Source organism: Sphingomonas sp. 22R3R2A-7 (assembly GCF_036856055.1).
Classification (GTDB): Bacteria; Pseudomonadota; Alphaproteobacteria; order Sphingomonadales; family Sphingomonadaceae; genus Sphingomonas.
In genome coordinates, this window is record NZ_JASPFR010000001.1 from 3,626,193 (window position 1) to 3,651,952 (window position 25,760).

A 25,760-nucleotide genomic window follows, 5' to 3' on the forward strand; every position below is an offset into this window, starting at 1 on the left:
TGTTGTGATGCCACACGGACATCGGAAGGGGGCGATCCCGCGACCGAGTGCCTGCTGGGCCAAGGCGACGTCGCTGAACCCTTTCGGCAGTCGGATGGGCACGGCAAGACCCGACACGTCCTGCATGATGAGATCCTGGCCGAGGCATTCGCGCAGCGCGTTCCGCCTTTCCATGTAGAGGGCCTTCATATGGCGCAGGTGACGCAGGTAGTGGCCGTCCGCCAGAAAGCTCGCCAGCGCGAGCTGCGTCGTAGGGTTCGGTGCCGGATTGAGGCAGGCCGCGACCTCGCCGAACCGTTCCGCCATCGCCAGCGGTGCGACGAGGAACCCGAGACTGAGGGCGGGACTGAGCGTCTTGCTGAAGCTGCCTACGTGGACGACGCGCCCATGGGTGTCCTCGGCAGCGAGTGCGGGTGCAGCACGTCCGGTGAGCTGGAGTTCGCTGAGATAGTCGTCTTCGACGATCCATGCGTCTTCGCGCTTCGCCCAATCCAGCAGTTCCCGGCGCCTCGACGGCGACATGGTGACGCCGGTCGGCGCCTGCTGACCAGGCGTCACCACCGCCAAGCCCGCGTCGGGAGCGAGCGCGATCCCGCGATCGACCCGGATGCCTTGGTCGTCGACCGGAACGGGGACGACCTTCATGCCGGCGAGTTCGAGACCCATCTTGGCGATCGGGTATCCGGGATCCTCCATCCAGACGGAGCGACCGTGGAGCTGCAGCGTCGTGATGGCGAGGAAGAGGCCGTTCTTGTAGCCGCTGGTGAGAATGATCTGATCGGGAACGCAGCGGATGCCACGCGAGATGGCGAGGTAGCTGGCGATCTGCGCCCGTAACTCTGGATGCCCGCGAGGATCGGGGGGACCTACTGGCGCCATTGCGTCCTCGCGGACCGCCCGGGTCCGAATACGCGACCACAGCTTGGCGGGAAAGGCGTCCTGTGCGGGTACGCCGATCTGGAATGGCAGAGGCGCCAACGAGAAGCCGCGCTCGATGCCCTGCAGCGGGCGAGCGATCTGCCGTGTCGGCAGGGTGGGCGTGACGGGCTTGCGGCCTGCGACGCGGGTCCCTGCGGCCCCTGCGGAGACGACGAGGAATTCGTCCGTGAGCCGTTCGTACGCGGCCTTCACCGTTCCTCTCGCGACCCCAAGCCGCGTTGCCATGTCCAGCCATGACGGAAGTCGCGCGCCGGGCTCGAGAAGGCCGTCCATGATCGCGCTACGGAGGTTCGTCGTGATCTGCTCGGTGATGGGTACCGGCTTGGACCTGTCGATCGCGATCGAGAACCGGTCGTTGGTGAGTTGCAGTGTCATTTCCGTAGGCCTCGGTTCTGGCGTTCCTAAAGCGGATCGGTAGAAGGAGTTATGATCAGGGGTGCCGAGACTGTCGAGAATGGGTCCACCTATACATTGGTTCAGGTAGGCGGTCGGACAGGCGGATGGAGACCGATGCCGGAGCTTGATCCCGCACGACGCGTCGGTAGCGGACGAGCATGAGTGTTCTCTACGGGCCATCGGTGGAGTCCGGCCTCCACTGCATCCTGTGGCTCATCGGACAGGATGGTCGTTCGGTCAGCAGCCGGGATCTCGCCGACTTCCAAGGTGCCTCTCCCTCTGTGTTAGGCAAGATCATGCCGAAAATGGAGAAGGCGGGACTGGTCGTCTCGAACAGCGGCATAAACGGCGGATACCGTTTGGCGCGGCCGCCCGGGGAGATCACGATGCTGGACGTCGTCGAGGCGATCGACGGGCCGAGTGCCATCTTCCAATGCCGCGATGTCCGACGAGGTTGCGTGCTGATCAGATCGGATCCGCCGGAGTGGATCACGGGGGGTGTCTGCGGCATTCACGCCGTGATGCTCAGGGCCGAGGCCGCGATGCGGTCGGAACTTGCCCGCACGACGATCTTGGATCTGGCGCAAGGGTTCAAGACGCCGCCGGGCTTCGGCGCCGAAGTTGACGCATGGTTCGCCGATCGCGGCGTAGCGCGAGAGGCGTCGCGTGCCGACGCCGTCCAGAAGAGCTTCGAGCGTAGGCAGAACGATTCCGGTTAGCGTCAGCCGATGATTGATGCTGTTCTTCTGCTGGCGGAACGATCGACGCGAGATCGAGCCGTCCGCGGCGGCCGCCCGCCGGTTCAGCCCTTCGCCGCGGTGGCGGCCAGTTCCTCAAGATCGAGATCATGTTCCAGGTCGTGTAGCGTCTCGTCGTCGATCCGTCCGGTACGATGCAGTTCGACCATGTGATCGCGTCCGGCCTTCACTGCGGCAATGATCACGTCGAAGTGGCTCGCGATCGCCAGCGTGCGCTCCTCTGCCGTTCCTGCAAAGGCGTCCCCCGCCGTCGCGCGCGTCTGATAGCGTCGCAGCAGTTGCGCGTGGACGAGGCGTCCATCCGCGTCATACGCCTCGCGTTCCACCGCGGTCAGCTGGGCGCGGAACATCGCCGACTCCGCGGCGTAGAGATCGAGCGGTGGCAGCGAGCCTGGATCCTCTGCTGGCTTTGCGCGCCGAATGACCCAGCCGAGCGACGTGCCCTGCACCAGAACAGTGACGAGGATGACCGCGAAGGCGGTCACCAGCATCAGATCGCGCGCCGGCATCGTCTCGGGCAGCGAGAGCGCCACCGCCAGTGTCACCACGCCGCGCATCCCCGCCCAACTCATTACCAGCGCGGCGCGCGGCCCGAGCGGACGGGCGTTTTTCCAACCGAGGCGGCGCAACACCGAGAGGATCGCATCGGCGCCGAAGATCCAAACGAACCGCGCGAGGATGACGGCTGCGACGATCAGGATCACGGGGGCCGCCATCGTGTCGATCACGACGCCGACGCCGCCGACGCGGTCGAGCAAGCCTCGTAGCGAAAGACCGATCAGAGTGAACACCGCCGCTTCGAGCAGGAACACCAGTACCTCCCAGAAGGCGAAAGCCCGGATGCGCACGCTCGCGCTGAATACGACATGCTGATACCAGCCACAGGTAAGCCCAGCCGTCACCACCGCGATGACGCCCGAAACATGGAGAAGCTCGCCCGCGATATAGGCGCTCCAGCAAACCAGCACCGTAGCCGCGATCATCAACGTGTCGTCTCCCAGGCGGCGCAGCAGGAGCACCCAGAGGGCTCCGATTCCGGCACCGACCGCGATGCCGCCGAGGACCAGCATGAAGAAGCTCCCCGTAGCCGCACCGAGGCTGAACGTCCCGGTGAGCACCGCGGCGACGGCGAAGCGGAACAGGACCAGCCCGGCGGCGTCGTTGAGCAGGCTTTCGCCCTCGAGGAGCGTCGAGAGCCGCCGGGGCAGCCTGACGCGCTGGAGCACGGCGCGTGCGGATACCGCATCGGGCGGCGACAGGATCGCGCCCAGTGCGACACAGGCGGCCCAGGGGAGATCGGGAAGCAGCAACTTCGCAACCACTGCCACCACCGCTGTCGTGAAGAACACCGCGCCTACTGCCAGCGAGAGTATCCCCGCCACATGGCGGCGGAAGGGCGCGATAGCGGTGAACCAGGCGCCGTCCATCAGCAGTGGAGGCAGGAAGAGGACGAGGACGAGTTCGGGATCGATCTCTATGCCGGGAAGGCCGGGCACGAAGGCGAGCGCGCCGCCGCCGACGATTAGAGCTGCAGCGGGAGGCAGCGAAAGCCGTTGGGCGAAATAGTGCAGCCCGACCACTACCAGAAACATGGCGATGATCAGTTCGAAGCCCGCCGTCGGATGCATGATACCCCTCCCGATATCGCGAGCAGAGCGCATGCTCGCGCAGCTTCATAACCGAGCGTCGCCAGATGACAATGCGACCGACCGCCGAGGATGTTTCGTAGGCTCCAGACGGTTGATTTCGTACCCGGACAAGATGGATATGGGCCGCTATCCGGGCTGGAACCTGTTGCGAACTATGGACAACGAGGCTCCGCGCATGCCGCAGTCAGCCACATCTGGACCGAGGTCGTGTGCGAAACCGCTTCGGACGTCTGGGCTATTCCATCCGCGTGAGCTGCGGCATCATCGAAAGTCGGTCAGGTTTTCGCTGACGGCCCGCTTTTAAAAATTCGAGTGTTCGCATTCGTGAGCGACGACGCGTCACCGCATATCCGCTCCTTTCCACAACGACGCATGTTCCGGCTGCCGACGGGGACCCCGCTTTCGCCGCGTCGGTGGGTTCAGCGACTGTGGTAGGGGGGAGGGGCCTAAGTGGATTGCGAGTCTCCGGGGACGGGCCTGAGCTGGCCGACACCGCCCCCGCATCAACCCCCCGTTGCACTATCCGGGCTTACCGCCGTACGAGACAGAAACAACAGCGCGATCAACGCCGCCGAAATGAGCGGCAGCAGCACGACGAGCACGTCCGTGGGAGAACCTCCTTCGGCCAGTATGGCGCCGGCCAGCAACGGGCCGATGACGGCGCCGATCCGTCCGAAGGCGACCGCCGCGCCCGCCCCCGTTCCTTGCCATCGGAAAGGGTAGCATTCCGCGGAGAGACCATAGATGGCGAATTGACCGGCTGTGATGCACGCGCCGACGATGGACGCCGACGCCACCGTCGCTGCGAGACTGCCGGACATCGCCAAGGCTGCGGTGCCGACGATGGCGCCGGCGTACGTGAGCACGAGCGTCCGGGTCCTGCGCGCACGTCCCATGAGGATGCCGCAAGCCACGGCGCCAGCCGTTCCCGCGATGTTGAAGCCCAGGGACGCCAACAGCGCCTCGGACCTGTCGGAGCCGCGGCTGACGAGCAGGGAGGGCAACCAGTTCACCATGAGGTACAGGACGAGCAGCGTGCACAGCGATGCCAACCAGAGCGAAAGGGTTGCGCGCGCACGCCCATCGCCGAACAGAATCCGACGCGTGCTTGCTCGGCCGGACTCCATGGCCTGCCTATCCTCACGACGTTGACTGGACTGGTCGGAAGGCATCGCCACGGCGACGATGGGCGCAAGGATCAGGGGGCCGGCGCCTCCGAGATAGAATATCCAGCGCCAGTCGCCAGCCGCCGTCGTCAGGCTGAACAGAACGGCCACCGCGCCTCCGAGCGGCATCCCGGCACTTACCATCGTCACTCTGCCGGCCCTTCTGGCGTTCTCCGCGTGGGCCGCGACCAGAGCGATCAGGCTGGGAAAGGTGCTGCCGAGGCCGACCCCCGTAAGGACGCGAATGATCAGAAGCGATTTTAGGTCGAAGGCCGAGACGGTGCAGATCGAGAAGACGCCGAACATCGCCAGGGAACCGACCAGCACGTTCTTTCGGCCTATGCGGTCCGAGAGCCAGCCGCCGATTGCCGCACCGACAAGCATTCCGACGGTGCTGCAGGCGAAGACGAGCCCCAAATTGTCCTTGAAGACGTGAAGCGCGGCAGCGAGCGCGGGCGCGGCCACGCCCGCCGACTGCAGGTCATATCCCTCCACCATCGACGCGGCGAAGCAGAGGCCCGTGACGGCCCAAGGATGCGAATTCGGCATGTTACGGACTCTGTCTCAAGATCGTGTGGACGACCCGCCGGACGGCTTGGTCGGGCATACCTGCCGTATCGGCGGCGAGCCGTTACGGTGAGCGGGATTGCGGAGGATCGACCACGCCATCGGATACCAGGATGATGGCTCATCGGTCCGGGGCGCGTACATACCGAGCGGGGCATTCGACACTACCGCGCGACGCTCGCCGCTGGAAACCGCAGTGCGACGGAGGTTCCGCTCCCGAACTGGCTGTGGATTTCCGCCGTGCCCCCTGAAGTCCGCATGAACTGGTGCACCATGGCGAGACCGTAACCGGTACCCCGTCCCCCTTGCTTTGTAGTGAAGCGGGGCTCGAAAGCGCGCGCCCGCGTTGCCTCGCTCATGCCTTCGCCTCGATCCGTGACCGAGATCACGACGTCCGTTCGCGCGAGCAGCTCCTTCTGGACGACGTCGATGGAGATCGTGCCACCATTGGCCGACGCATCGCGTGCGTTCATCACCAGGTTGAGCACGGCCGTTCGCAGGCCGACGGAGGAGCAGCGGATCGGGGGAGGTCCCGTTGCAGCGTCATCTGGAATGCGACATTGGGTTCGCAGAGCGAGGCAAGCACATCTGTGAGCGGCGAGAGGGCGAGGTCGACGTTCACGAGATCGTCGTTCGTCTCGGCAGTGCGCTCCCGTGCCGAGGCCATCGTCTGGCGTACGAGAGCACTCGCGCTTTCGAGCGAGACCCGGGCACGCGCTACTATCGGCAGCAGCGATGATGTCGCCATGACGCTGGGGTTCCGACCGATGATGTTGACCGCCGCGCTCACGACCTGGATGAGGTTGCCCAAGTCGTGAACGATGCCGGCTCCGGCATCGTCGTCTGCGAGCTTGTGGACGCCTACACCGCAGATCACCGGAGCGTAGGAAGAGTTCTGTTCAAGACCGAGCACGACGTTCTCCCTGCTTTTCATGCCCAATCGTGAGCCATGGCGCGACGTTAGTCCTGACTTTGATGGGGATCGATCCGGCGAAAGGACGTGGCGAAGCCATACCGCGGTATAGGGGGCAGGACCTTCACGGGCATCTTCGACGACAGCGTGCGGCGGCCGGGCACGACGACGGATGAAGGTCCGGGGCCGCCACCTTAACGACGTCGGACGATGTGCGAGTTCGGCCGCCCGCGAGTTCGAGGGCCGCCAGGGGGCGATCCGTGGCCCGTGGCCATCAGATCGCGTCGCGCATAGCCTGCGGTAGTGCCTGCCACACGCTGACGAGGTGGGTGACGAATGTCGTCTTCATCTTCTTCATCATGCTTGCTCGGTGGAGCTTCACGGTGATGTCCGAGATCCCGAGGTCGAACGCGATCTGCTTGTTCAACGCGCCTAGGACCACGGCCTTCATCACCTGCCGCTCGCGGGGAGTGAGGCTTTCGAACAGGAGAATGCTTTCCCGCACGGCAAGATCATCGGATCGCTTGCGGAGGTCGACCGCAATCGCACGGTCTACGGCGTCCAGAAGGGTCTGGTCCCTTACCGGCTTTGTCAGAAACTCGACCGCTCCTGCCTTCATCGCCTGGACCGTCATGGGTATGTCGCCATGGCCGGTAAGGAAGATGATCGAAGCGGAAATCCCGGTGGCGGCCAAACGGCCTTGGAATTCCAGGCCGTTCACACCGGGCATCCGCACGTCGAGGATCAGGCACCCTGGACGATGGAGCACGTCCGCCTCGAGCAGCGACGCGGTCGACGCGAAGGAAGCGGTCTCAGTGCCCACCGAGAGGAGGAGTTCGCAAATCGATTCCCGGACCGCGTCATCGTCGTCCACCACGATGACGAGGGGGCCATCGGGTCGCGATTGGTCGAGTTCGTTCATTGCCCTGATCCAATTCCGCGCTTTTCGGGGCGTCGACGCCAAGAGGTCCTTTCGGCTGCAGGCGCGGGTGACCCACCCACGACAGGGGCGACTTCCGGAGTACAGCGCCGGAGCAACTGTCGCATGCGGTGCCGTTCCATGTTCAACCTCCTCCATCGGTATCGGCGGGGGTGACCGGAATTACGACGTCGAAGATCGCGCCGCCCGCAGCCGCATTCGATGCAGTGATGGTGCCGCCGTGCGCCGCGACGATCGACTGGCAGATTGCGAGCCCTATGCCCAAGCCGTCGTCCTTCGTACTGAAGAATCCTTCGAAGACGCGGTCCAGGTCGCCTTCCGGGATCCCCGGTCCGGTATCCTGCACGCACAACCCGATGCCCGCCTCGGGAACGAAAGTCCTGACATGGATTTCCCGGCGGCCATCGCCGACGGACTTCAGGGCTTGCGCGCTATTGACGAGGAGGTTGACGACAACTTGCTGAAGTTGAACGCGATCACCGCGAACTGGTGGCAGACCTACCGCCAAGTCGAGGCGCAGGCGAATGTCGTGCTCGTCTGTGTCATGCCTGACGAAGCTGACCGCCTGAACGACGACTTCGTTGAAGTTGAGCGGTCCACGGTGAGGTGCCCGGTGTCGGGCCATGTCCTGGATCCGGTTGATGACGTCGTTCGCGTGCTGAGCGCTGCTCACGATCCTCTGGTTCAGTTGCGCTACCTTCGCCAGGTTTGGCGGGTCCTTCGCTAACCAGCGCAGGCTGGTCTCCGCATTCGTCAACATGGCCGAGATGGGCTGCTTGACCTCGTGCGCGAGGGATGCGGTCAGTTCGCCCAACGTCGAGATCCGCGCAGCGTGCGCGAAGTCCGCCTCGACGCGTCGCACCTTCGTCTCGGCCGCGATCCGTTCGGTATTGTCGATCATCAGCAAGATCGTGGACTCGAGACGGCGCCCGCGGCCAGGGAACATGACCATGAACAGCACGTCTTGAAGATGTCCGACGAGGTCGCGAACCTGTATCTCCTCGACGTAGGTCGGCAGACCCGAACAGTACGCCTGCAGGAGGCGGAGATGCGAGCCTGGGGCTGCCGCGAAGAGATATTCCACCGACCTGATGAGTTGGGAGGGATGTGACGCACGCAGGAGCGCGACGGCTGCATCGTTCACCTGCGTCACGAGAACGATCTCCCCCGCCAGATCGACGAGTGCGGGGTGCTCCGCGAGATAGGTTGGGAGATCCGTCACGCCGTTTTCAGCAAGGCGGTCGAGAATCTTACCTGCTGGTACTGCATCGACCTGCCAGATCGGGATCGGCATGGCCGAAAGCATGTTGCGCCAGCGATCTTGGCGGGATTGCAGTTCACGTAGAGCGCTGGCCGCACTGACCGTGCCACTGATCGTCAGAATTATGATGCCGTGTAGGCCGGTCTGCGTCGAACGCTGCGCGGTCAGGGATACGGCGTCAAGCCAGCCCACCGTCCCGATATGTCGAAGTTCCGGCGCGTCGTCTCCCTTGATGCTCACGGCGCGCAGGATGTCGGCGAGCGCAGCGTGACTCTGTTCCGGCCATAGATTCGCCACGGGCCACGTAAGCAGGTGTTCACGGTCCATAGGCAGGCCGAACAGGCTTATGGCCGCGTCGCTCACCTCGACGACGCGGATGGAATCAAGGACTGTGTCCAGCTCGTCGCGGCGCCAGTCGGGTTCATCCGAGGATGACCAGTCGGTCCGCTCTCCGTCGGATCCTAGAAGCGGATGTGCCTCGCCGATTTCGAAATGCCAGACAGCGCTCGACCCGGAAGCTTGCCGATCCGACTTCGCGGACTCGGGCGGGTGCGTCGTTACGCCAACGCGGACTTGTGGCGGTGTCTGGGGATGAGGGACCGAGTCATCGGCGTTCTTTGTCACTTTACGTCGATCACCACGAGAGAAGCCGTTCGCCGCATAGGGCGGTGGCGGTCGATTGGCCGCATCTCAGAAGGAACGCGGACCGTTGTGCGGTGGTGGAAAGGTTCAAGGACACGCAGCTTGATCGTCCCTCGTTCAGTTACGCTAGCAGCTTCAGCGCCGCTTGCACTCGTCGACGTTCTAACACGGATCACAGCGGACGTGTTAGTGTTTCGCGTCGGTCCTTTCGCGTCCGGCCGTCGCACTGGGGGCGTGGCACAGTTCAGGAAGCCGTCCCGCGGACAGTAAAAACTTCGGAGCTCGAACCTCACTAAGAACAGTCGCAGCATCAGTGCGGGCGCTTTGGGATCGGCCCTATCTCGTTGGCGATGAGGGACTTCAACGCCTCGCACGCAGGCTGCAGGCGCGCACGATTCAGGTTCGTTACACCCAAGAGGAGGCCTGCGTGCCGTCCCGCTTCCCTAGTGTACCATGGGGAGAGGGGGGCGGGGTTTATCCCTGCTTCCAGCGCGAGCCGACAAAGGGCCACATCGTCCGTTCCGGTGGGTAGTCGGGTCAGGACGGCCAAGCCCGCCATCGCGTCGGATCCGAACGCGGGACCGAGATCGCAATGCAGGGCGTGGCTTCGCTCCCGATACAATGTCTTCATGTGACGAAGATGCCGCAGGTAGTGTCCGTCGGCGAGAAACTCCGCCAAGGCCAGCTGAGTGGTCGAGTTGGATGCGGGGTTGAGGCAGCCGGCGACCTCTCCGAACCGCTCCGCCAGCTCCATTGGCGCCACGACGAAACCGAGGCCGAGCGTGGGGCTCAGCGTCTTGCTGAACGTTCCGAGATGTATCACGCGCCCCCGATCGTCCTCCGCGGCCAGTGCATTCCGTGCCCGGCCGGAGAGCTGGAGTTCACTCAGATAGTCGTCCTCTATGATCCAGGCGTCCTCGCGTGCCGCCCATTCGAGCAGCTGACGCCGACGAGCCGAACTCATGGCGACACCGGTCGGAGCGTGCTGGCCCGGCGTCACGATGGCCACGGCAGCATCGGCTGCCATCGATATGCCCGCCTCGACGTCCAGTCCGTCGCCGTCAACCGGAACTGCTACGGCGCACATCCCTGCCAGCTGCAGCGCCATGCGCGCCAGTGGATAGCCAGGATCCTCGACCCAGCCTTTCCTGCCGTGGCACTGCAGCGTCATGAGCGCCACACTCAACCCATTCCGATAGCCGCTGGTTACGATGATCTGATCCGGATGGCAGCGTATCCCCCGGGCAATCGAAAGATAGCTGGCGATCTGCGTGCGGAGCATCGGGTGGCCTCGGGGATCTGGAGGCCCGCCTGGTGCCGAAGCCTCCTCGCGAACCGCGCGCATCCGCACGCGAGACCATAGTTTCGCGGGGAAGGCATCCTGAGCTGGAACGCCCATCTGGAAGGGGAGGGGAGGAAGGTCGAACCCTCGTTCGAAGCCCTCCAGCGGACGCTTGATGCGGACGGGTGCAGCGCCCGCCTGTCGGCTACGCGGTTTAGCCACCCGAGTGCCTGCCGCGCCGGCGGAGAAGACTAGCGCCTCGTCGGCCAGTGTCTCGTAGGCGGCTTTCACCGTTCCGCGTGCTACTCCCAACTGTGTTGCCATGTCGAGCCACGAAGGAAGTCGAGACCCTTCTTTCAGATGACCATTCAAGATGGCATCTCGCAGATTGTCCGTTATCTGATGAGTTAAAGATTTCGCTATGCTTCGATCTACTGCAATGTCTTGAACGGCTACTGAGATACCTTCGGGCATGGCGCTCAGATCCTGTTTATGAACGTTATATCCAGTGATGACGCATTATGATTGACCGGGCGTTTTCTGTCGATGGCACTGCGCGGCTATCTTTTGAGACTGTCGAGCCTTGGGGCTCTCCGCTCCATCAGACGGTCACCAGATCGTTATGCTACTGACGACATTAGGCAATGTGGGCATTTCCGGAGGATTGGATGGGTGGCGGGCGACCGTCTGCACCGTAAAAGAGCGATCGAATTCACCCAAAAGTGTTACCTGCGGGGACGATCGTGTGCGTCCTGCTTTGCCTTGCCGGTGGCGCTGGAACGAGGATTGCCGTGGACGATCGACGCCCCGGTTCGAGCAAGAGACCCGCCGCCATAGGGCAACGCATCGCGCCGACGTGACGCACAGATCGAGCCCGGAAGTGCCTGATGGCCGATTTCGACAGAACAGGTGATCGGCTAAAGGATGATCCGCGGCTTAGTTTTTAAGCTCGAGAACTGGCTTTTATCCAACGTCACCAGCAGCGTTGCAAAGCCCGTTTGCAAGGGCAACGGGCGAATGGATCAGGCGCGCGTAACTCTCAGAGTCTGCGAAAAGGCCAAACGGCGGGCCCAGAGGCAAGCGGCGGCGCGAAAACGCTAGAGCCGATGGATATGGCGCGCCGCGACCGATCGCCGGCGACCCGACCGTACAGGACAAGGGACCTGAACCGTCGGGTCTCCGCGCGGCTGCTATCGAGGAGAGTATGCTCCGAGGTTTGCGATCTCGTCAGCGCCTCACGAACGCGAGCAGATCCGGGTTGATGACGTCGGCATGCGTTGTCAGCATGCCATGCGGAAACCCCTTGTAGATCTTCAGCGTTGCGTTCTTGAGCAGCTTGGCCTGAAGCATCGCCGCGGCGGCATAGGGCACGATTTGGTCATCATCCCCCTGCATGACGAGCACGGGCACGGTGATCGCCTTCAGATCCGCGGTCTGGTCGGTCTCGGAGAATGCCTTGATGCCCTCGTAGTGCGCCACCGCGCCGCCCATCATGCCTTGGCGCCACCAATTCTGGATGATGCCCTGCGAGACCTTCTCGTGGGGCCGGTTGAAGCCGTAGAACGGCCCTGACGCGACATCGAGAAAGAACTGCGCGCGGTTGTCGGCCAACGCCTTGCGGAACCCGTCGAACACGGTGATCGGGGTGCCACCCGGATTGGCTGCGGTCTTCAGCATAAGCGGCGGAACCGCGCTCACCAGCACAGCCTTGGCAACGCGAGCCTGGGGCTGACCGAATTTGGCTACATAGCGCGCGACCTCGCCGCCCCCGGTCGAATGACCTATATGCACGGTGTTCCGCAGATCGAGATGCTCGACCACGGCTGAGGCGTCGGCGGCATAATGGTCCATGTCGTTGCCGTTATCCGCCTGCGACGACCGGCCATGTCCGCGGCGGTCGTGGGCCACGACACGGTAGCCTTCGCCGAGGAAGAACAGCATCTGCGCGTCCCAGTCATCCGACGACAGCGGCCAACCGTGATGAAACATGATCGGCTGCGCATTCTTCGGACCCCAGTCCTTGTAGAAGATGTCGGTGCCGTCCTTGGTCTTGATGAATCCGCTGCTCATTCCGGTAACTCCGTCTTGTTTGGGGGCGAGAGGTGATTCTGCGAAAGCTATCTGTGGCAGCAGCGTCGCCGCGGCCACGGTTCCGGATCCGAAAATCACTGCTCTTCTGGACAACTCGCGTGTGAGGTTTGACATCTCGGTGTCCTGATATTGCGCAGCTGTGGCGGCTCCAGCTGTCCGCCACGCCTCTGGTGCAACTGTGGCGATAGCGACCGGACCATCCGGAGCGATCGTCGCGATCGGCGAGAGTGGCCCGCATGGCCGCTCGCCGTCTTGGATCGCTTCCCTAGGAAGCCTTCGTAACCCCAAGCAGACCGCCGCCCGTCGCGTCGATCACCTGACCATTGACATAACGTGCGTCGTCAGAGGCGAGAAACGCGATGATGTCGCCGATGTCGCGGGGCTCTGCGACGCGGCCCGCGGCGCTCATGCTTGCCGCCCACGCCTTGGCACCCGGTTCCGCGAACCAGGTACTCATGTCCGTGTCGGTGAATCCTGGTGCGACCGCATTGACGGTGATGAGCCGCTCGGCCAAATCCCAGGCCACGGTACGAGTCAGCGTGCTGATGGCGCCCTTGGTCGTGGCGTACATCGTTGCCATGGGGCTTGCCATGTAAGCGGCTGCCGATGACACGTTGATGATCCGACCACCGTCACGCAGTCGGCTGAGGCCGTGCTGAATGATGAAGATCGGAGCTTTGACGTTGACGGCGAAAAGGCGGTCGAAGTCCTCTTCCTTGACCTCGGCCACCGTGCCGTAGACGACTTCGCCGGCGTTGTTGACGAGGATGTCCAAGCCATCCGCATGCTGGTCGAATGCTTCCCAAAGCGTCTCCGCTGCGTGTGGAACGGAGAAGTCCGTCTGTATTGCAAATGCCGAGCCGCCAGCGGATCTCGATGCTGGCAACTACTTCCATGGCCGCCGCTTCCTGCTTTCCATAGTGCACGCCGACACGAGCGCCATCACGAGCAAGTCGTTGGGCCGTATAGCGCCCGATCCCGCGACTCGCGCCGGTGACCAAGGCCGTCTTTCCCGCTAGATTCGACATATTGGTTCACCTTTGTTTAAGCTTGGAACTAATGCGCCGATATTCGGCAGCAAGAATCTTGCTGTAAACTCGGCAGTAAGTCGCGCTAGGACCGAGATCGATATAAGGCGATGTACCAAGCGTGCGGGTACCATCGTCGGCAACGTTGAAACTCGCACCGATGCAGTAACCGCCGCGACTGCCAGCAACGCTTAGCCAAGATCGACCAATGAATAGCGACCGCAGTGCACGTGGAGCATTCGGCATGACCGCGGCTGCCACCTGAAGGCGGCTGAGATTTGGCTCATGCGGGTCAGCACTTCCGCCCATCGGACCGGATGGGGGCTGGGAATGGTACGATCATTTTCGGATATCTTGGGTCTGTCGTTTCCAGAGGCGCGGTCTACTTGGGCTGCACCGCTCATCCCCGCCACAGGGAGTCTGGTCATGCTGACCACGCCGTACATTGATCTCGCCGTCCGCCAACGCCCTGAAAGCGGATCCGATCGCGTCGCGCTCGCCTTCAACGCGAGGCGCGTCTGTGCCGGGTTACCGGGCCCTGCCACGCTACGCGGCTTCGGGCTGTCCGCGCATGCGGACGGAACGCATCGCCGGGAAGTCGATCACGGGCTTGCCAGCCAAAGGAACGAACAGGCGGAGCGGTCGATCATCGCGCCCTATCTCGCCTACGCCGACAAACTCTGGAAGGCAGCATGAGCATGACGCACTCCCCGGTCGGAGACGCCCGGACGGAGTTTCGGCGCATGATGACATTGATCGTCGCCGCCGCCGCGGCTCTCTTCGCCGCTGCAGTGTGGTACATGTCGCTGTTCATGTCGCTGACGGCCCCGATGGTTGGCATGCTGGCCCTCAGCGTCTTCGTCTCGGTGCTGCTGGGATGCGGACTGTTCGCCGGTGCCTTCTTCAGCAACAATAGTGGTCTCGATCAACGGGTCAGCGGTGCCGCGCACTTGGCACGTTCGAGGGAGCCCAATCCATTGGCGCTGCCCGACAGCGTGGTGTTCCAGCGCCGCACGATGGAATTCACCGACGAAACCCTGCCGGCCCCGTTGCTCAAGGATCATCGAACCAAGGCCGGCACGTGGGCTCTCATCCATGTGCTGGACGGAGCACTGCAGTACGACATCACGGACGATCGACGCCTATCCGCGTCTGTGGTCCTGACCGCCGGCGGGCCGCCAGGCATCGTCGAACCGACGATCCTGCATCACATCGCGCCGATCGGTCCCGTCCGATTCCACGTGGAGTTCCTCCGCGATGCAGACGCGCTGGCCCCCGCCGCCATGCTCCGCACGCCCCGGCCACAAGGACAAAACTCATGAAGATCTTCCAAATCGTCGCGGCTTCGGCACTGCTGCTGGGCACGACAGAGCGCGCGAGCGCGCAGGAGAAGCTGGCGGAATCCGCTCGGGACCTCGTCCAGGACCTTCATACCGCCTTCGGCGAGCACCATGCTCGGGCGGTCCACGCCAAAGGCATCATCCTGGAAGGCAGGTTCGAGCCGACGAGCGCGGCGCGAACGCTCAGCCGCGCTTTGCTGTTCGAGACGACCACGCCAGTCACAGTCCGCTTCTCCAATTTCACCGGCTTTCCCGACATCCCTGACAACGATCCGGGGGCCAATCCTCGCGGCATGGCGATCAAGTTCGGTTCGCGGACCAACCCTTCTCTTGATATCGTCACGCACAATTTCGACGGGTTCCCGACGCGCACCGCAACCGAGTTCGGCGCGCTGCTGCGAGCAATCGGCAACAGTGGTCCAGGAGTTGCCGCGCCGACGCCGCTCGACGCCTTTCTCGCGGCCCATCCCGACGCCAAGACGTTCTTGACGACCCAGCATCCAGCCCCACTCAGCTATGCGACCACCGCATACTTCGGGGTCAATGCGGTCATCTTCACCGACCGCAAAGGCCGCACGCGACCGGTACGCTATCGCTTCGTGCCGGCGGCCGGCGAGAAGTACTTCGGCGCCGGAGTCGGCCCTACGCCGAACTACCTGCAGCCCGAGATCGCCAAGCGCGTGAAGGATGGGCCCGTCCGGTTCGACTGGTACGCGCAACTTGGTCAACCCGGAGATCTGCTCGACGACCCGTCGATCGCGTGGCCCGCGAGCCGCAAGCTGGTCAAGCTGGGTACGATCACGATCGACGCCTTGGCGGCGAACACCGCGGAGGCCGACCGCGCGCTGATGTTCCTTCCAGGGAGGATGCCGGACGGGATAGCGGCGGCGGACCCCATGCTCGCGGTACGCACCGAGGCCTATCCGGTCTCGTTCAGCGAGCGCCAATAACCCCTTACGAATTCGCACGACGCTGGTTCCGGCGGACGGCGTGGCTCCAATGAGACGATGGGATTTATACGATGGTGACGCCACTCAGCGCCCAGACTATCGCGCTAGTCAAGGCAACGGTTCCTGCGCTCGTCCAGCACGGCACGACGATCACCGCGGTCATGTACGATCGCCTGCTGCGCGACGATCACATCCGCAAGCTGTTCAACCACGCCAACCAGGGGGAGGGCGGCGGGCAGGTCCATGCGTTGGCAGCCGCCATCCTCGGGTATGCGCAGAACATCGAGAATCTGGGAGCGTTGGCGCCTGTCGTCGAGCGCATCTCCCAGAAGCACATCGGCTACCACATCCTGCCCGAACACTATCCGTACGTCGCGACCGCGCTGCTCGGAGCGATCAAGGAGGTGTTGGGCGACGCCGCGACCGATGAGATTCTGGAGGCCTGGGGCGAAGCATACTGGTTCCTTGCCGAAGTGCTGAAGGCGAGAGAAGTGGTCATCCGCGACGAGATCGAGCACAGCAGCGGCGGCTGGACGGGGTGGCGCTCCTTCGTCGTCGCCGACCGCATCCGCGAGAGCAGCGTGATCACCTCGTTCATTCTTTCACCTTTGGACGGGGGCCCGGTCATTCGGCATAAGCCGGGCCAGTACCTGACGTTCCGGCTGGATGCGCCGGGTCAGCCCGATCTGAAGCGCAACTATTCCATTTCATGCGGTCCGAACGACGATCACTACCGTATCTCGGTCAAGCGCGAGGCCGATGGACATGGCGGTTCCCGGTACTTCCACGACGACGTCCAGATCGGCGATGTCGTGGAGACCACGCCACCGGCAGGCGACTTCTTTCTGGAAGAGTCGCCCCAGCGTCCGGTCATCCTTCTTTCGGGCGGGGTCGGCCTGACGCCGATGATCAGCATGGTGGAGGCGATCGCCGCCGATCACCCGGATGTTGAAGCACACTATATCCATGGTACGATGAGCAGCGCGACCCACGCCATGGACACTCACGTGCGTGCCACTGCGGAAGGGCACGGTAACATTGCCGTCGCAACGTTCTACAGCCAGCCGAGGGCCTGCGATGTGCCTGGTGAAACACATGATGTCAGCGGCTTCGTGACCACCGAATGGCTCGCGGAGAATACGCCGCTGCACGATGCGGACATCTATCTGTGCGGCCCCAAACCGTTTCTACGCGCATTCGTGAGCGGTCTGGCGCTCGCCGGGGTTCCGAGCGATCGGATTCACTACGAGTTCTTCGGCCCTGCCGACGGGCTGATCGGGACGTGAGGGGCGGCGGCGGGCGTGTCCCGCCGCCTGATCAACGATCCGGGCCACGTAGCCAGCCATCGCAAGGGAAGCCCTTGCGCGGCCCGTAGTTCGTCCTCGCTTCATTCCGACAAGCTTCGCGGCCAACGCGCCGACCTTCTGCAAGGTCGGAGACCCCGCGCTCACATACCTACAGTCCGAGCAGGATCAGCAGATGAATAATCACTCAGAGCATCCAACCGGGACGGGCCGACGGTTGGGTGCTACCGAAGAGTTGTTCTGGCTCTACAACTTCGCATCGCCGTTCCACTTCGTGATGGCGGCGACGATCACGGGCCGGGTGGAGGTTGGCGAATGGCGCAGGGCGCTCAACGCCCTGCAGATGCGAAATCCGCTGATGCGCATGCGCATAGACCCGATGACGAGAGCCTTCGTGGCGAGCGACGCCGAGATCCCTCTTCGCGGTGTTTCGGCGAAGACGTATACTTGGCAGGAGGAGATGGAGCGGGAGCTCGTCACGCCGTTCTCCGAGAACGCCATGCCATTGATACGCGCTACCTGCATATCCGGCCTCGATCGGCAGACGATCCTACTGGCAGCTCACCATTCCATCGCGGACGGAATCTCGATTTCGTTCGCGCTACATGACCTTCTACGGGCGATCGCCGGTGCCGAGCTCGGTTCGACAGGGATCCCCGAGGCACATGAGTCGACATTCCTTCCATCCCGCCTTCCTCCATTCCGCGGTGATCCGATCGCTCCGGCCCCCACGGCGACGGATCGACAGATCAGGGTCGAGGGTGCCGAGCTGAGCAGGGAGGATACGAGCGCGCTGCTGGCTGCGTGCCGTCAAAACGGCACGACGCTGCAAGGTGCCCTTTGCGCCGCACTGGTCTCGGCGGGATCCACCATGTCTGCCGCGTGGCGGGACGGGCCGGTGCGCATTCTCGTCCCAGTGAGTACGGACCCTGCCTCGGAACGCGGCGTCCATTCCCGCGTCGCGATCACCGTCAACGTCGTGACGGCCGCCGCAGGTAGGGTTCAGAGCGGATGGGCGCTCGCTTCCGAGCTCAAGGGTCAACTTCTGCCGGCGCAGGAACAGGCGACCATTCGGGGCGCGCTTTCAGCGTTGACCGAGTTGATCGGCTCTGGTCCGACCATAGAGACGGCGGCGGGCGTGATGACCTCCTTGTTCGGTTCGGAAGGCATGGTCACCAACGTCGGTGCATTACCCTTCAGCCCTTCCTACGGTCGGTTCGATCTGGAGCGGATGTGGGGCCCGGCCATCCTGACCGGTTCGCCTGGTGAGCAGGTGCTCGGCGCTCTGACGGTGAACGGAGCTCTCCATCTGACCTTGTCAAACCAAGCTCCCCTCGTGCAGTTGATGCCATCGGTGGTCAATGAGTTGATGAGTCTTATAGGTTCGACATGACCAGAACTCGATGGTACCTTATCGGAGCGCCAAGGTGGCCGCTTGGGTGCGCCTAGTCGAGCCAAGTTTAGAACGCTTTCAACTTCAGAGCTCGTCTGCCTTGGATAGACCTATGCCACGCCCGCTATGAATATTCACCGCGTTCAGTAGACTGTTTGCGATATTGCGCGCGCGCTCCAGTATGAGGATGCGTGCCGGCGCTGTGCCGATCTCGATGAGCGTTTCATCGAACAGTGCCAGCCACTGCGCGAATTGACGTCGGTCAAGATCCGGAATCACGACGTGCTTCAGCATCGGGTTCCCAGTGAATTCGCCGGAACTGAATAGGACCGACCGCCAGAAAAGGTTCATGCGCTCCAGGTGCGGCGCCCAGTCGGCGACATGGCTGGCGAAGATCGGGCCCAGCATCAGATCGCTTCGAATTTTGGCATAGAAGCGATCAATCATCGTTGCGATGAACGTGTCGTCTATGCCGAGCGACAGTGCATGTGCACGCTTGGCGGCTCTCGCGTCGCGAGCATGTTGGCTTTCGTTCACGAGCACGCGCCGGCAACGCTCGACGATATCGAGAGGGCCATTCCCGTGCCCACACCGGGAGCGCTTTCGATATGGATGTTGCCGCCGACTGCCCCGGCGAACCGTGCAACCATCGCGACTCCAACGCGGCTACCGCAGTGATCGTGCACAGTGACGCTCTTTTCGCGCGGACTGACGTTCGGGACGCTTGTGACGATATGGATGAGGTTGCCCAGGTCGTGGAATGCACCCGGCTGTTCGGAGGCTTTCGACGGCGCGCCGCGCCGAGGCTTCGAAATGCCGAACGGCCGGGCCGCGGGTCGGTTTGGTGACCCACTTGTTTGCTCAGCATGCATCGGTCTTGGCCCTTCTCTATTATTCTCTCCCCACTTTCAGCGCCCTAGCGTCTTGTTACTAGAACTGAGCGATGAAATTGAGGCTGTACCAAGTCGGGCCGACCGGTGTGGGGGTGGAGGATCGCCAGCTGGATGGTACTCTTCATTTGGGCGATCTTGGGTCTGTCGAGGTGCACGCCGTTGTCTATTTAGGGGACACTTGCACATCCCATTCAACAGGGACGATCACGATGCCGAACACCCCCTATATCGACTTGGCCGTCCACCACCGGCCCGAGAACGCCTCAGACCGAGTGGCACTCGCGTTCACCAAGGCCATGCGGTTCTGTGCCGACACCTTCTTTGCCAAACGATACGGCCATCGCGCCGTGGTTCTCGAAACGATCGCGGCAGTGCCTGGCATGGTTGGCGCAACGCTCAAGCATCTACGCGCGCTGCGCGACATGTCCGACGATCACGGCTGGATCCGGACCCTCCTAGAGGAAGCCGAAAACGAACGGATGCACTTGATGACATTCATCGAGGTGGCACAGCCAACGCGTTTCGAGCGTTTCGTCATCATATCCGCGCAATGGGTGTTCTATCTCGCCTACTTCCTGCTCTACCTTGCTAGCGCGAAGACCGCCCACCGCGTCATCGGCTATTTCGAGGAGGAGGCCGTCTACAGCTACACGCTGTATCTTCAGGAGATCGACGACGGCCGGGCCGCGAATGGCCCTGCGCCGGATATTGCAAAGCACTATTGGAAGCTCCCCGCCGATGCCACGCTACGTGATGTCGTGCTGGTGGTGCGTGCCGACGAAGCGCATCATCGCGATGTGAATCACGGTCTAGCAAGCGAGATGAGTGGCGATGCCGCGGCGTTTGCTCATGTATCTCCTTATCCCGAGCACGCCGACACGATCCGTAAGGTCGCGTGATCGGGTGCGACACTGAACCACGGTTGGTTTGAGGTACGTTCTGACGCCTAAACCCCGGACCTTCAGTTCCTGGGGCCAACCGACGAGCCTACGGCAGACACGCTACGCGGAGCATTTCGTAGGCTCGTATGTTAGCTGCCGTCGGACCGTCCTCGGGACGCGAGCGCGACCGCTTGATGAACGCTGGAGACCGAACGGCTTGAGATCCTACCCTCTACGAGGAACGACGATGCTGGATAGCAGGGCGTCGATGGCTCGTCGTAGTTCGCGGTCGATCTGCAGGACCATATGAGCGAAACGCGGCTTCGCCAGCACCTCCGCGAGTGCTGGCGATGGGCGAACTCCTGGCCACATTCCCGCAAGCAGCGACATGGTCATGGAGAAGACCCAGCCGCAGTCCTCGAGTGACGAGCCCGGCATTCGCTCACTCAACGCGCCGACGAGGCGCGAGGAATGATCGGCCATCGCAACCTTCACGTCTTCGATCCTTGAAACTGATACGTTGCGCTCGAGGACCAGTCCGAAGATGGCGACCAGTTCGCAGAACCGAGGCGAAGCGATGAGAGCGTCTGCCCACGACGCCGCCAGTCCGCCGAGATCGCCGGGACGGCAGCCTCGAGTCAGGGCGCTCGCATCGGTGCAGAAGCGTTCGAGTTCGACTAGGAACAGCGCGAGCAGCACATCTTCCCTGTTCTCGAAGTATCGATAGACGTTGGACTTCGTGAACCCGGCACGCGCGGCGATGGCGTTGAGCCCGGCGCCTGAAGGCCCTATCTCGTCGAACAGCTCGGCGGCGGCGGTGAGGATGCTCAGCCGGCGAACGTCCTTCTGAGCTGCCTGCCTTGCGCGTATGAACTCGGCCATGGGGCGCTTTCACGCGACCTGGCCTGGATGCGCAAGCGCTTTGTCAGGGTCTCAGGCCATGCCGCGGGTAACGGACGCCAGTGAGCTCTTCCGATACCGACCATAGCCGATCGGACGTCAGATCGTCCGTAGCTTTCGCCGGAAGCCTCAACCGCCCCGGTGGACCCTTCTGCTGGAACATTCTGGTGGGCCCGAAATAGTCCAGCTTCCCGACGTCCGACGCCGCCGCGGCTTGAACGATCGGCAAGGCCCCGGACGCCGCATCGTGCGACGCTATCGCCTGCAGGGCATGTATGAGGAGGGCCTTCCCGCCCGTCGGTTTCCCGGCACCGTTCTCGATGAGATTCGTCCTCGCATGGCCTGGATGCGCCGACGCTGCGGTCAAGCCCCAGCCTTGCTGGTCGCTGCGTTGCTGCAGCCCGCGGGCAAAGAGGAGATTGGCCAGCTTGGACTGCATGTACGCCGTGTTCGGGACATAGGCGCGTTCCGACTGCAGGTTTTCGAAATCGATGGTTCCGAACGCCGCGATACCTGACGCGACGGATACGACGCGAGCATCGGCGGCTGCGGCCAGAAGCGGAAGCAGTCCCCCCGTGAGCGCGAAGTGGCCGAGATGGTTCGTGCCGAACTGAACTTCGAACCCGTCCTTGGTGAGACGGCGCTCGGGCGGCGCCATCAGCCCGGCGTTGTTGACGAGGATGTCTATGGGCAGCCCCTTGGTCGATACGCGCGCGATGAAGGCGTCGATGGAGGTCAGATCCGCCAGATCCAACTTCTCGAACGTGACCTCGGCGACTGCGGTCGTCGCGATCTTGGCGCGGGCGATCGCCCCCCGTTCCGCATCCCGCCCAGCCAGAACGACCGAAGCGCCTGCTGCAGCCAGGGTCTTCGCGACCTCGTATCCCAAGCCCCCGGCGGCGCCGGTGACTACCGCCCTCCGGCCCGCGAGATTACGAACGTCTTTCAACTCGAACGCCATGTGCCGATTTCCTGGAAGATGAGGAACATCAATAGGAGACCATCGGTCTTCTAGATAGTCTTCTTTTAGATGGTAGAGGCTTGGCAGCGACGTACCGGAGCAGTGGGCGGGTCTTCATAGCCGGCGCGCCAGCACATCGGCGTGTCCGAAAGCGGAAGCACGCTCGCGCCTACGTGGACGCCGAGCTCGTCGATCATGAATTCGCGGCTCGCCTCATTGCCAGCCCAGACATTCGGATGTCCTCGTCGACTCCGTTGAATCACCGGAAGCGGCTCGGAGGCGTACTTCAGAACAGCCCCAACGCTTCGACTTCGTCCGCCGAGACTGAGATGCCGAACCTATCTGCGAGCACGGTCAGGTAGGCTTGGCGGGTGTCTATGACGGTCGTCCTGCGCTCCGATCCCACGGTTTCCTGCAGTTTGCGGTCAACGAGCGATACGAATCCCTGAGGCAGCACTGCGTTCACGAACTGCTGGTTGCGGAAGAGGCTCTCGGGCGCCGTGGACGTCCAGTGGTTCGCAAGCACCAGATCGGCCTGGAAGACTTCGCTCAGATCGAAGCTGTACTGCGCCTGGAGATCTCCCTCAGCACCCGCCGCGCCGTCGGAGTTCGCAGGTATCCGGCTGAGCACCCAGTTCGACGGTTCGGGCTGCTGCAGGAGGTATCGAGCGCCGTCGGGAGCCTCCACCCGTTCTCCGTCAACGAGCCTCATGGGGGGCACGAAGCTCCCGCCGAAGCCGGCGTCGGCGATCCACTGCTCGTCCTCGACCGTCACGAGGATAAGGCTGTGGGTCTTCGGAGGAGTACTCTCAGACCCCAGCCAGACCCGAGCAAGCAGCGTCCGAGCCGTGAAGCCGATAGACGTCAAAGCATCGAGGAAGAGCTGGTTCTGTTCGAAGCAGTATCCTCCACGGGCACGTCCGACCAGCTTCTCGTACACCGCGTCGCTGTCGATTTCGACTGGCCTCCCTAGCTTGACGTCAATGTTCTCGAACGGGATCGCGAGCCGGTGTGCGAATTGGAGGCGGGACAGCGTCTCGACGTCCGCTACCGACACGTCGGACAGGTTGATGCGCTGAAGATAGCCGGTGAGATTGAACACGTTCGGAGAACTTCCATTCTGGTGGGCAAATTGCTGGCTAAGAGGCAGGCGTCGGCCTGGCATCCGCCGGTCGTGACGGATTCGCCGTGGCCTGCAGCTAGGGATGGGAGGCTAGCGGGCACCCCGGGCACCCGCCCTTCGCGGACCGGCGACGTCCTCATTTAGCGACTCGCTTTCGGGGGAGATGGTGCCGAAGAACCGGGCTAGCGCGGTGCCGACTTGTTTGCTCATCTCGTGGAACGCCTCCGCCGTCTTGCCGGACGAGTGCGGTGTGAGGAACGTGTTGGGAACCCCATCCCATCGGGCCGCGGGGGTCGGTTCCTGCTCGAACACGTCCAGCGCAGCGCCGCCCAGTCTTCCGTCCCTCAGGGCTTCGATCAGGGCGTCCTCGTTCACGAGGCGACCTCTCGAGACGTTCACGAGATATCCCGTGGGGCCCAGCGCATCGAGGACCTCGCGTGATACGAGGCCGACGTTGTGATGAAGTCGGGCCGCCACTACCAGGTAATCGCTCTCGCGCGCCAGTTCGATGAGGCTTCCGGCGCGCGGCCACCTCGCCGGTTTCTCCCTCGGGCCCCACCAGGACACTGACATGCGCATCGCGGAGGCGCGGTTGGCCACAGCACGGCCGATCCGTCCCAGGCCCACGATGCCGACCCGAGCGTTGGAAAATGACCGGTTGGGAAGTTCGGCGGCCCGCTCCCAACGCCCGCCTCGAACGAGGCGATCGCCTTCCAGAAGAGCGCGGCGGTGCATGATCATCGTGCCGAGGGCATGATCGGCGACATCCTGCTCGTTCACGTTTTCGACATGCGAGAAGGCGATGCCGGCCGCCGCCAGCCGGTCGACGTCGATCCCATCGTACCCCCGCGTAGCGCAGACCACGAGGCGGAGCGCGGGCATCATCGCCAGGAGTTGAGTGTCCAGCGGCGCGTCGCCGGCCGCTACGACCACTCCGGCGTCCAGGTAGATCGCCGGGTCCTGTGCGAGCCATCCACGGATGACGGTGTAGTCACGCGAGAGCGGCTGGACGAGCTTGTCCAAAGCTGGGCTGGCGATCACGACCTTGAAGATGGATGTCATGGAATCGATACTTCTCTAGAAAAGGGAATGCACTGGCCGCCTGCTCGGCGGTGACGATCGTGTCTCCCGAGCGGCTCGCGCGCACCGCGCCTTGCGGAAGTGACGGTTGGGCTGGAAACGGCATCCGAGGTGCGCCGCGCCGCCCGCCAACTTCTCCAACGAACCGGGAAGCCTCCGATCGATGACAACAGCATCTTCAGCACCGCGACCAGCTGGTACGCCTGTTCCAAGGAGAAGCCGGTCAGCGTGAGCATGACGGTGGCCCATTTGGCATAGAAGTCGAGCGATCGTCCCGGGCTTGCAGACAGGTGCGCGATGCGGTCCCCCGCGTTCATTCCGCACAGGCCCCGGACCGACACATGCGCAATGTGCCGAGCAGCGTGGCGACGGATTTGTTCAGAACGTGGCGAACGTCCGGATCCGCGAGCGTGTCACCAGCGAACGCCTCTGCGGCGTTCGAAAGACACAGCTCGTCGGGAAGCACGAGCACGCCCATTCGGGACAGCACCAGGCGAAGATGGTCGAGGCAGCAGGCTCCGCCTTCCAACACCGGAGACGCGGACATGATCGCCGCGACCTTGCCGCGGAACGGAGCTGCCGACTGCTCGCCCGGTGCGGCGCGGGAACACCAGTCGAGGGCGTTCTTCAGGATCGGTGGAAGCGATCCGTTGTATTCAGGAGAGGCGATGAGAAAGCCGTCGTGCCCGGCAATGATCCGTCGCAGGGTCATGGCGCCTTCGGGAGCGTCGTCCGGGCGCACGCCGGGGTCGTAGATCGGAAGGGCCAGATCCCGAAGATCGAGGATCGACATCCGCGCGCCCAGCGTCCGGCCGGCGAGCACCGCCGACCCAATAAGACGCCCGTTGAACGATCCCCGTCTCGAACTCCCGGCGAATGCCAGGATGGCGGCGCCGGGATCGAACGAACGCTTCAGCTCCGCAGCCGCATCGTCTTGCCGGCCGCCGTCTGCTTCGGTCAGAACAAAGCCCGGCCCGGGGAATCCTCGACCACGCACGCCGGTACGCGGCGCAGCGCTTTCGCAGTCACGTACGGTGGTCTTCATAATGATCGCCTCGTTGTGCATGTCTCCTTTTTTAGAGGCGGCCTCTCGACCCGTAAGGTCCGAGAAGCGGCGCTCGCACTATACCAAGCGGGACGAGGCGGTTTTGGCGTCGCAGCAGGCGGTAGCCGCGCGCCTCATAAAAGCCGTTTGAGAAAAGCTGGAACGACGACGGCAGTCAGACCCCGACCACCAGTGCCTTGGTACAGTGAAGTACGCAGCTCTCGGTTCTCGTGCCGCGTTTCGGCGGCTCGTAGTGAT

General features: G+C 63.3%; 23 protein-coding genes and 2 pseudogenes. 7 read left to right on the forward strand and 18 right to left on the reverse strand.

Annotation, left to right across the window (positions count from 1 at the left end; all coding sequences use genetic code 11):
- Positions 1-93: 93 nt before the first annotated feature.
- A pseudogene (gene pdxR / locus QP165_RS17380) lies at positions 94-1,515 on the reverse strand (MocR-like pyridoxine biosynthesis transcription factor PdxR); the annotation flags it as partial.
- Here pdxR (QP165_RS17380) and QP165_RS17385 point away from each other — a divergent pair.
- Positions 1,494-2,054, forward strand: a complete 561-nt coding sequence (locus tag QP165_RS17385) for an RrF2 family transcriptional regulator (protein WP_333996550.1) — start codon at positions 1,494-1,496, stop codon at positions 2,052-2,054. The pseudogene pdxR (QP165_RS17380) and the gene QP165_RS17385 overlap by 22 nt on opposite strands.
- 83 nt (positions 2,055-2,137) lie before the next feature.
- Here the strand turns inward: QP165_RS17385 and QP165_RS17390 are convergent, their stop codons facing one another.
- From QP165_RS17390 to QP165_RS20120, 10 genes and pseudogenes are all read right to left on the reverse strand, one after another.
- Complete coding sequence (locus QP165_RS17390; RefSeq protein ID WP_333996551.1) at positions 2,138-3,721, reverse strand: Na+/H+ antiporter; 1,584 nt, start codon at positions 3,719-3,721, stop codon at positions 2,138-2,140.
- Positions 3,722-4,245: 524 nt separating this feature from the next.
- The gene (locus tag QP165_RS17395; protein ID WP_333996552.1) at positions 4,246-5,457 is read right to left on the reverse strand and encodes an MFS transporter; all 1,212 of its coding nucleotides are present in this window, start codon (positions 5,455-5,457) and stop codon (positions 4,246-4,248) included.
- A 182-nt stretch (positions 5,458-5,639) separates the two neighbouring features.
- Entirely contained in the window at positions 5,640-5,963 is a 324-nt protein-coding gene (locus tag QP165_RS17400) for an ATP-binding protein (protein ID WP_333996553.1), read from the reverse strand.
- Positions 5,948-6,409 carry a hypothetical protein gene (locus QP165_RS17405; protein ID WP_333996554.1) on the reverse strand — a complete coding sequence of 154 codons (462 nt, stop codon included), beginning with the start codon at positions 6,407-6,409 and terminating at the stop codon, positions 5,948-5,950. Before QP165_RS17405 ends, QP165_RS17400 begins: the two co-directional genes overlap by 16 nt.
- Before the next feature lie 253 nt (positions 6,410-6,662).
- Entirely contained in the window at positions 6,663-7,310 is a 648-nt protein-coding gene (locus QP165_RS17410) for a response regulator transcription factor (RefSeq protein WP_333996555.1), read from the reverse strand.
- A gap of 142 nt (positions 7,311-7,452) precedes the next feature.
- Positions 7,453-9,213, reverse strand: coding sequence for a PAS domain-containing sensor histidine kinase (locus QP165_RS17415; protein ID WP_333996556.1), 1,761 nt, complete (start codon positions 9,211-9,213; stop codon positions 7,453-7,455).
- A gap of 328 nt (positions 9,214-9,541) precedes the next feature.
- Positions 9,542-10,987 carry a MocR-like pyridoxine biosynthesis transcription factor PdxR gene (gene pdxR, locus QP165_RS17420; protein ID WP_333996557.1) on the reverse strand — a complete coding sequence of 482 codons (1,446 nt, stop codon included), beginning with the start codon at positions 10,985-10,987 and terminating at the stop codon, positions 9,542-9,544.
- A gap of 753 nt (positions 10,988-11,740) precedes the next feature.
- Positions 11,741-12,583, reverse strand: a complete 843-nt coding sequence (locus QP165_RS17425) for an alpha/beta fold hydrolase (protein ID WP_333996558.1) — start codon at positions 12,581-12,583, stop codon at positions 11,741-11,743.
- 286 nt (positions 12,584-12,869) lie between these two features.
- Positions 12,870-13,490 carry an SDR family oxidoreductase gene (locus QP165_RS17430; protein WP_333996559.1) on the reverse strand — a complete coding sequence of 207 codons (621 nt, stop codon included), beginning with the start codon at positions 13,488-13,490 and terminating at the stop codon, positions 12,870-12,872.
- Between the two features lie 46 nt (positions 13,491-13,536).
- A pseudogene (locus QP165_RS20120) lies at positions 13,537-13,632 on the reverse strand (SDR family NAD(P)-dependent oxidoreductase); the annotation flags it as partial.
- Between the two features lie 426 nt (positions 13,633-14,058).
- On the opposite strand from QP165_RS20120, the gene QP165_RS17435 reads away from it, so the two are divergent.
- The 5 genes from QP165_RS17435 to QP165_RS17455 all read left to right on the forward strand — a co-directional run bounded on the left by QP165_RS17435 (position 14,059) and on the right by QP165_RS17455 (position 18,619).
- A complete protein-coding gene (locus QP165_RS17435) occupies positions 14,059-14,328 on the forward strand; it encodes a hypothetical protein (RefSeq protein WP_333996560.1) in 270 nt (89 codons plus the stop codon).
- A 47-nt stretch (positions 14,329-14,375) separates the two neighbouring features.
- Positions 14,376-14,954, forward strand: a complete 579-nt coding sequence (locus QP165_RS17440; protein ID WP_333996561.1) for a DUF1971 domain-containing protein — start codon at positions 14,376-14,378, stop codon at positions 14,952-14,954.
- Positions 14,951-15,922 carry a catalase family peroxidase gene (locus QP165_RS17445; protein ID WP_333996562.1) on the forward strand — a complete coding sequence of 324 codons (972 nt, stop codon included), beginning with the start codon at positions 14,951-14,953 and terminating at the stop codon, positions 15,920-15,922. The genes QP165_RS17440 and QP165_RS17445 overlap by 4 nt, the downstream gene beginning before the upstream one ends.
- A gap of 71 nt (positions 15,923-15,993) precedes the next feature.
- Positions 15,994-17,208, forward strand: coding sequence for an NO-inducible flavohemoprotein (gene hmpA, locus QP165_RS17450; protein WP_333996563.1), 1,215 nt, complete (start codon positions 15,994-15,996; stop codon positions 17,206-17,208).
- Positions 17,209-17,401: 193 nt separating this feature from the next.
- Positions 17,402-18,619 (forward strand): condensation domain-containing protein, encoded by a 1,218-nt coding sequence (locus QP165_RS17455; protein ID WP_333996564.1) that lies wholly within the window; start codon positions 17,402-17,404, stop codon positions 18,617-18,619.
- Positions 18,620-18,703: 84 nt separating this feature from the next.
- Here QP165_RS17455 and QP165_RS17460 read toward each other — a convergent pair whose 3' ends face one another.
- The gene (locus tag QP165_RS17460) at positions 18,704-19,162 is read right to left on the reverse strand and encodes a group III truncated hemoglobin (protein ID WP_333996565.1); all 459 of its coding nucleotides are present in this window, start codon (positions 19,160-19,162) and stop codon (positions 18,704-18,706) included.
- A gap of 559 nt (positions 19,163-19,721) precedes the next feature.
- Here QP165_RS17460 and QP165_RS17465 point away from each other — a divergent pair.
- On the forward strand, positions 19,722-20,411 hold the full coding sequence (locus QP165_RS17465; RefSeq protein ID WP_333996566.1) for an alternative oxidase: 690 nt from the start codon (positions 19,722-19,724) through the stop codon (positions 20,409-20,411).
- A gap of 207 nt (positions 20,412-20,618) precedes the next feature.
- Here QP165_RS17465 and QP165_RS17470 read toward each other — a convergent pair whose 3' ends face one another.
- From QP165_RS17470 to QP165_RS17495, 6 genes are all read right to left on the reverse strand, one after another.
- Complete coding sequence (locus tag QP165_RS17470; RefSeq protein ID WP_333996567.1) at positions 20,619-21,275, reverse strand: TetR/AcrR family transcriptional regulator; 657 nt, start codon at positions 21,273-21,275, stop codon at positions 20,619-20,621.
- 43 nt (positions 21,276-21,318) lie between these two features.
- Positions 21,319-22,254: an SDR family oxidoreductase gene (locus tag QP165_RS17475; protein ID WP_333996568.1), complete on the reverse strand. Its 936-nt coding sequence runs from the start codon at positions 22,252-22,254 to the stop codon at positions 21,319-21,321.
- Between the two features lie 286 nt (positions 22,255-22,540).
- Positions 22,541-23,356 (reverse strand): arylamine N-acetyltransferase family protein, encoded by an 816-nt coding sequence (locus QP165_RS17480; RefSeq protein ID WP_333996569.1) that lies wholly within the window; start codon positions 23,354-23,356, stop codon positions 22,541-22,543.
- 111 nt (positions 23,357-23,467) lie between these two features.
- Entirely contained in the window at positions 23,468-24,439 is a 972-nt protein-coding gene (locus tag QP165_RS17485; protein WP_333996570.1) for an NAD(P)-dependent oxidoreductase, read from the reverse strand.
- Positions 24,436-24,774: a hypothetical protein gene (locus QP165_RS17490; protein ID WP_333996571.1), complete on the reverse strand. Its 339-nt coding sequence runs from the start codon at positions 24,772-24,774 to the stop codon at positions 24,436-24,438. The genes QP165_RS17485 and QP165_RS17490 overlap by 4 nt, the downstream gene beginning before the upstream one ends.
- A complete protein-coding gene (locus QP165_RS17495; RefSeq protein ID WP_333996572.1) occupies positions 24,771-25,523 on the reverse strand; it encodes an NADPH-dependent FMN reductase in 753 nt (250 codons plus the stop codon). Before QP165_RS17495 ends, QP165_RS17490 begins: the two co-directional genes overlap by 4 nt.
- Between the last annotated feature and the right edge of the window lie 237 nt (positions 25,524-25,760).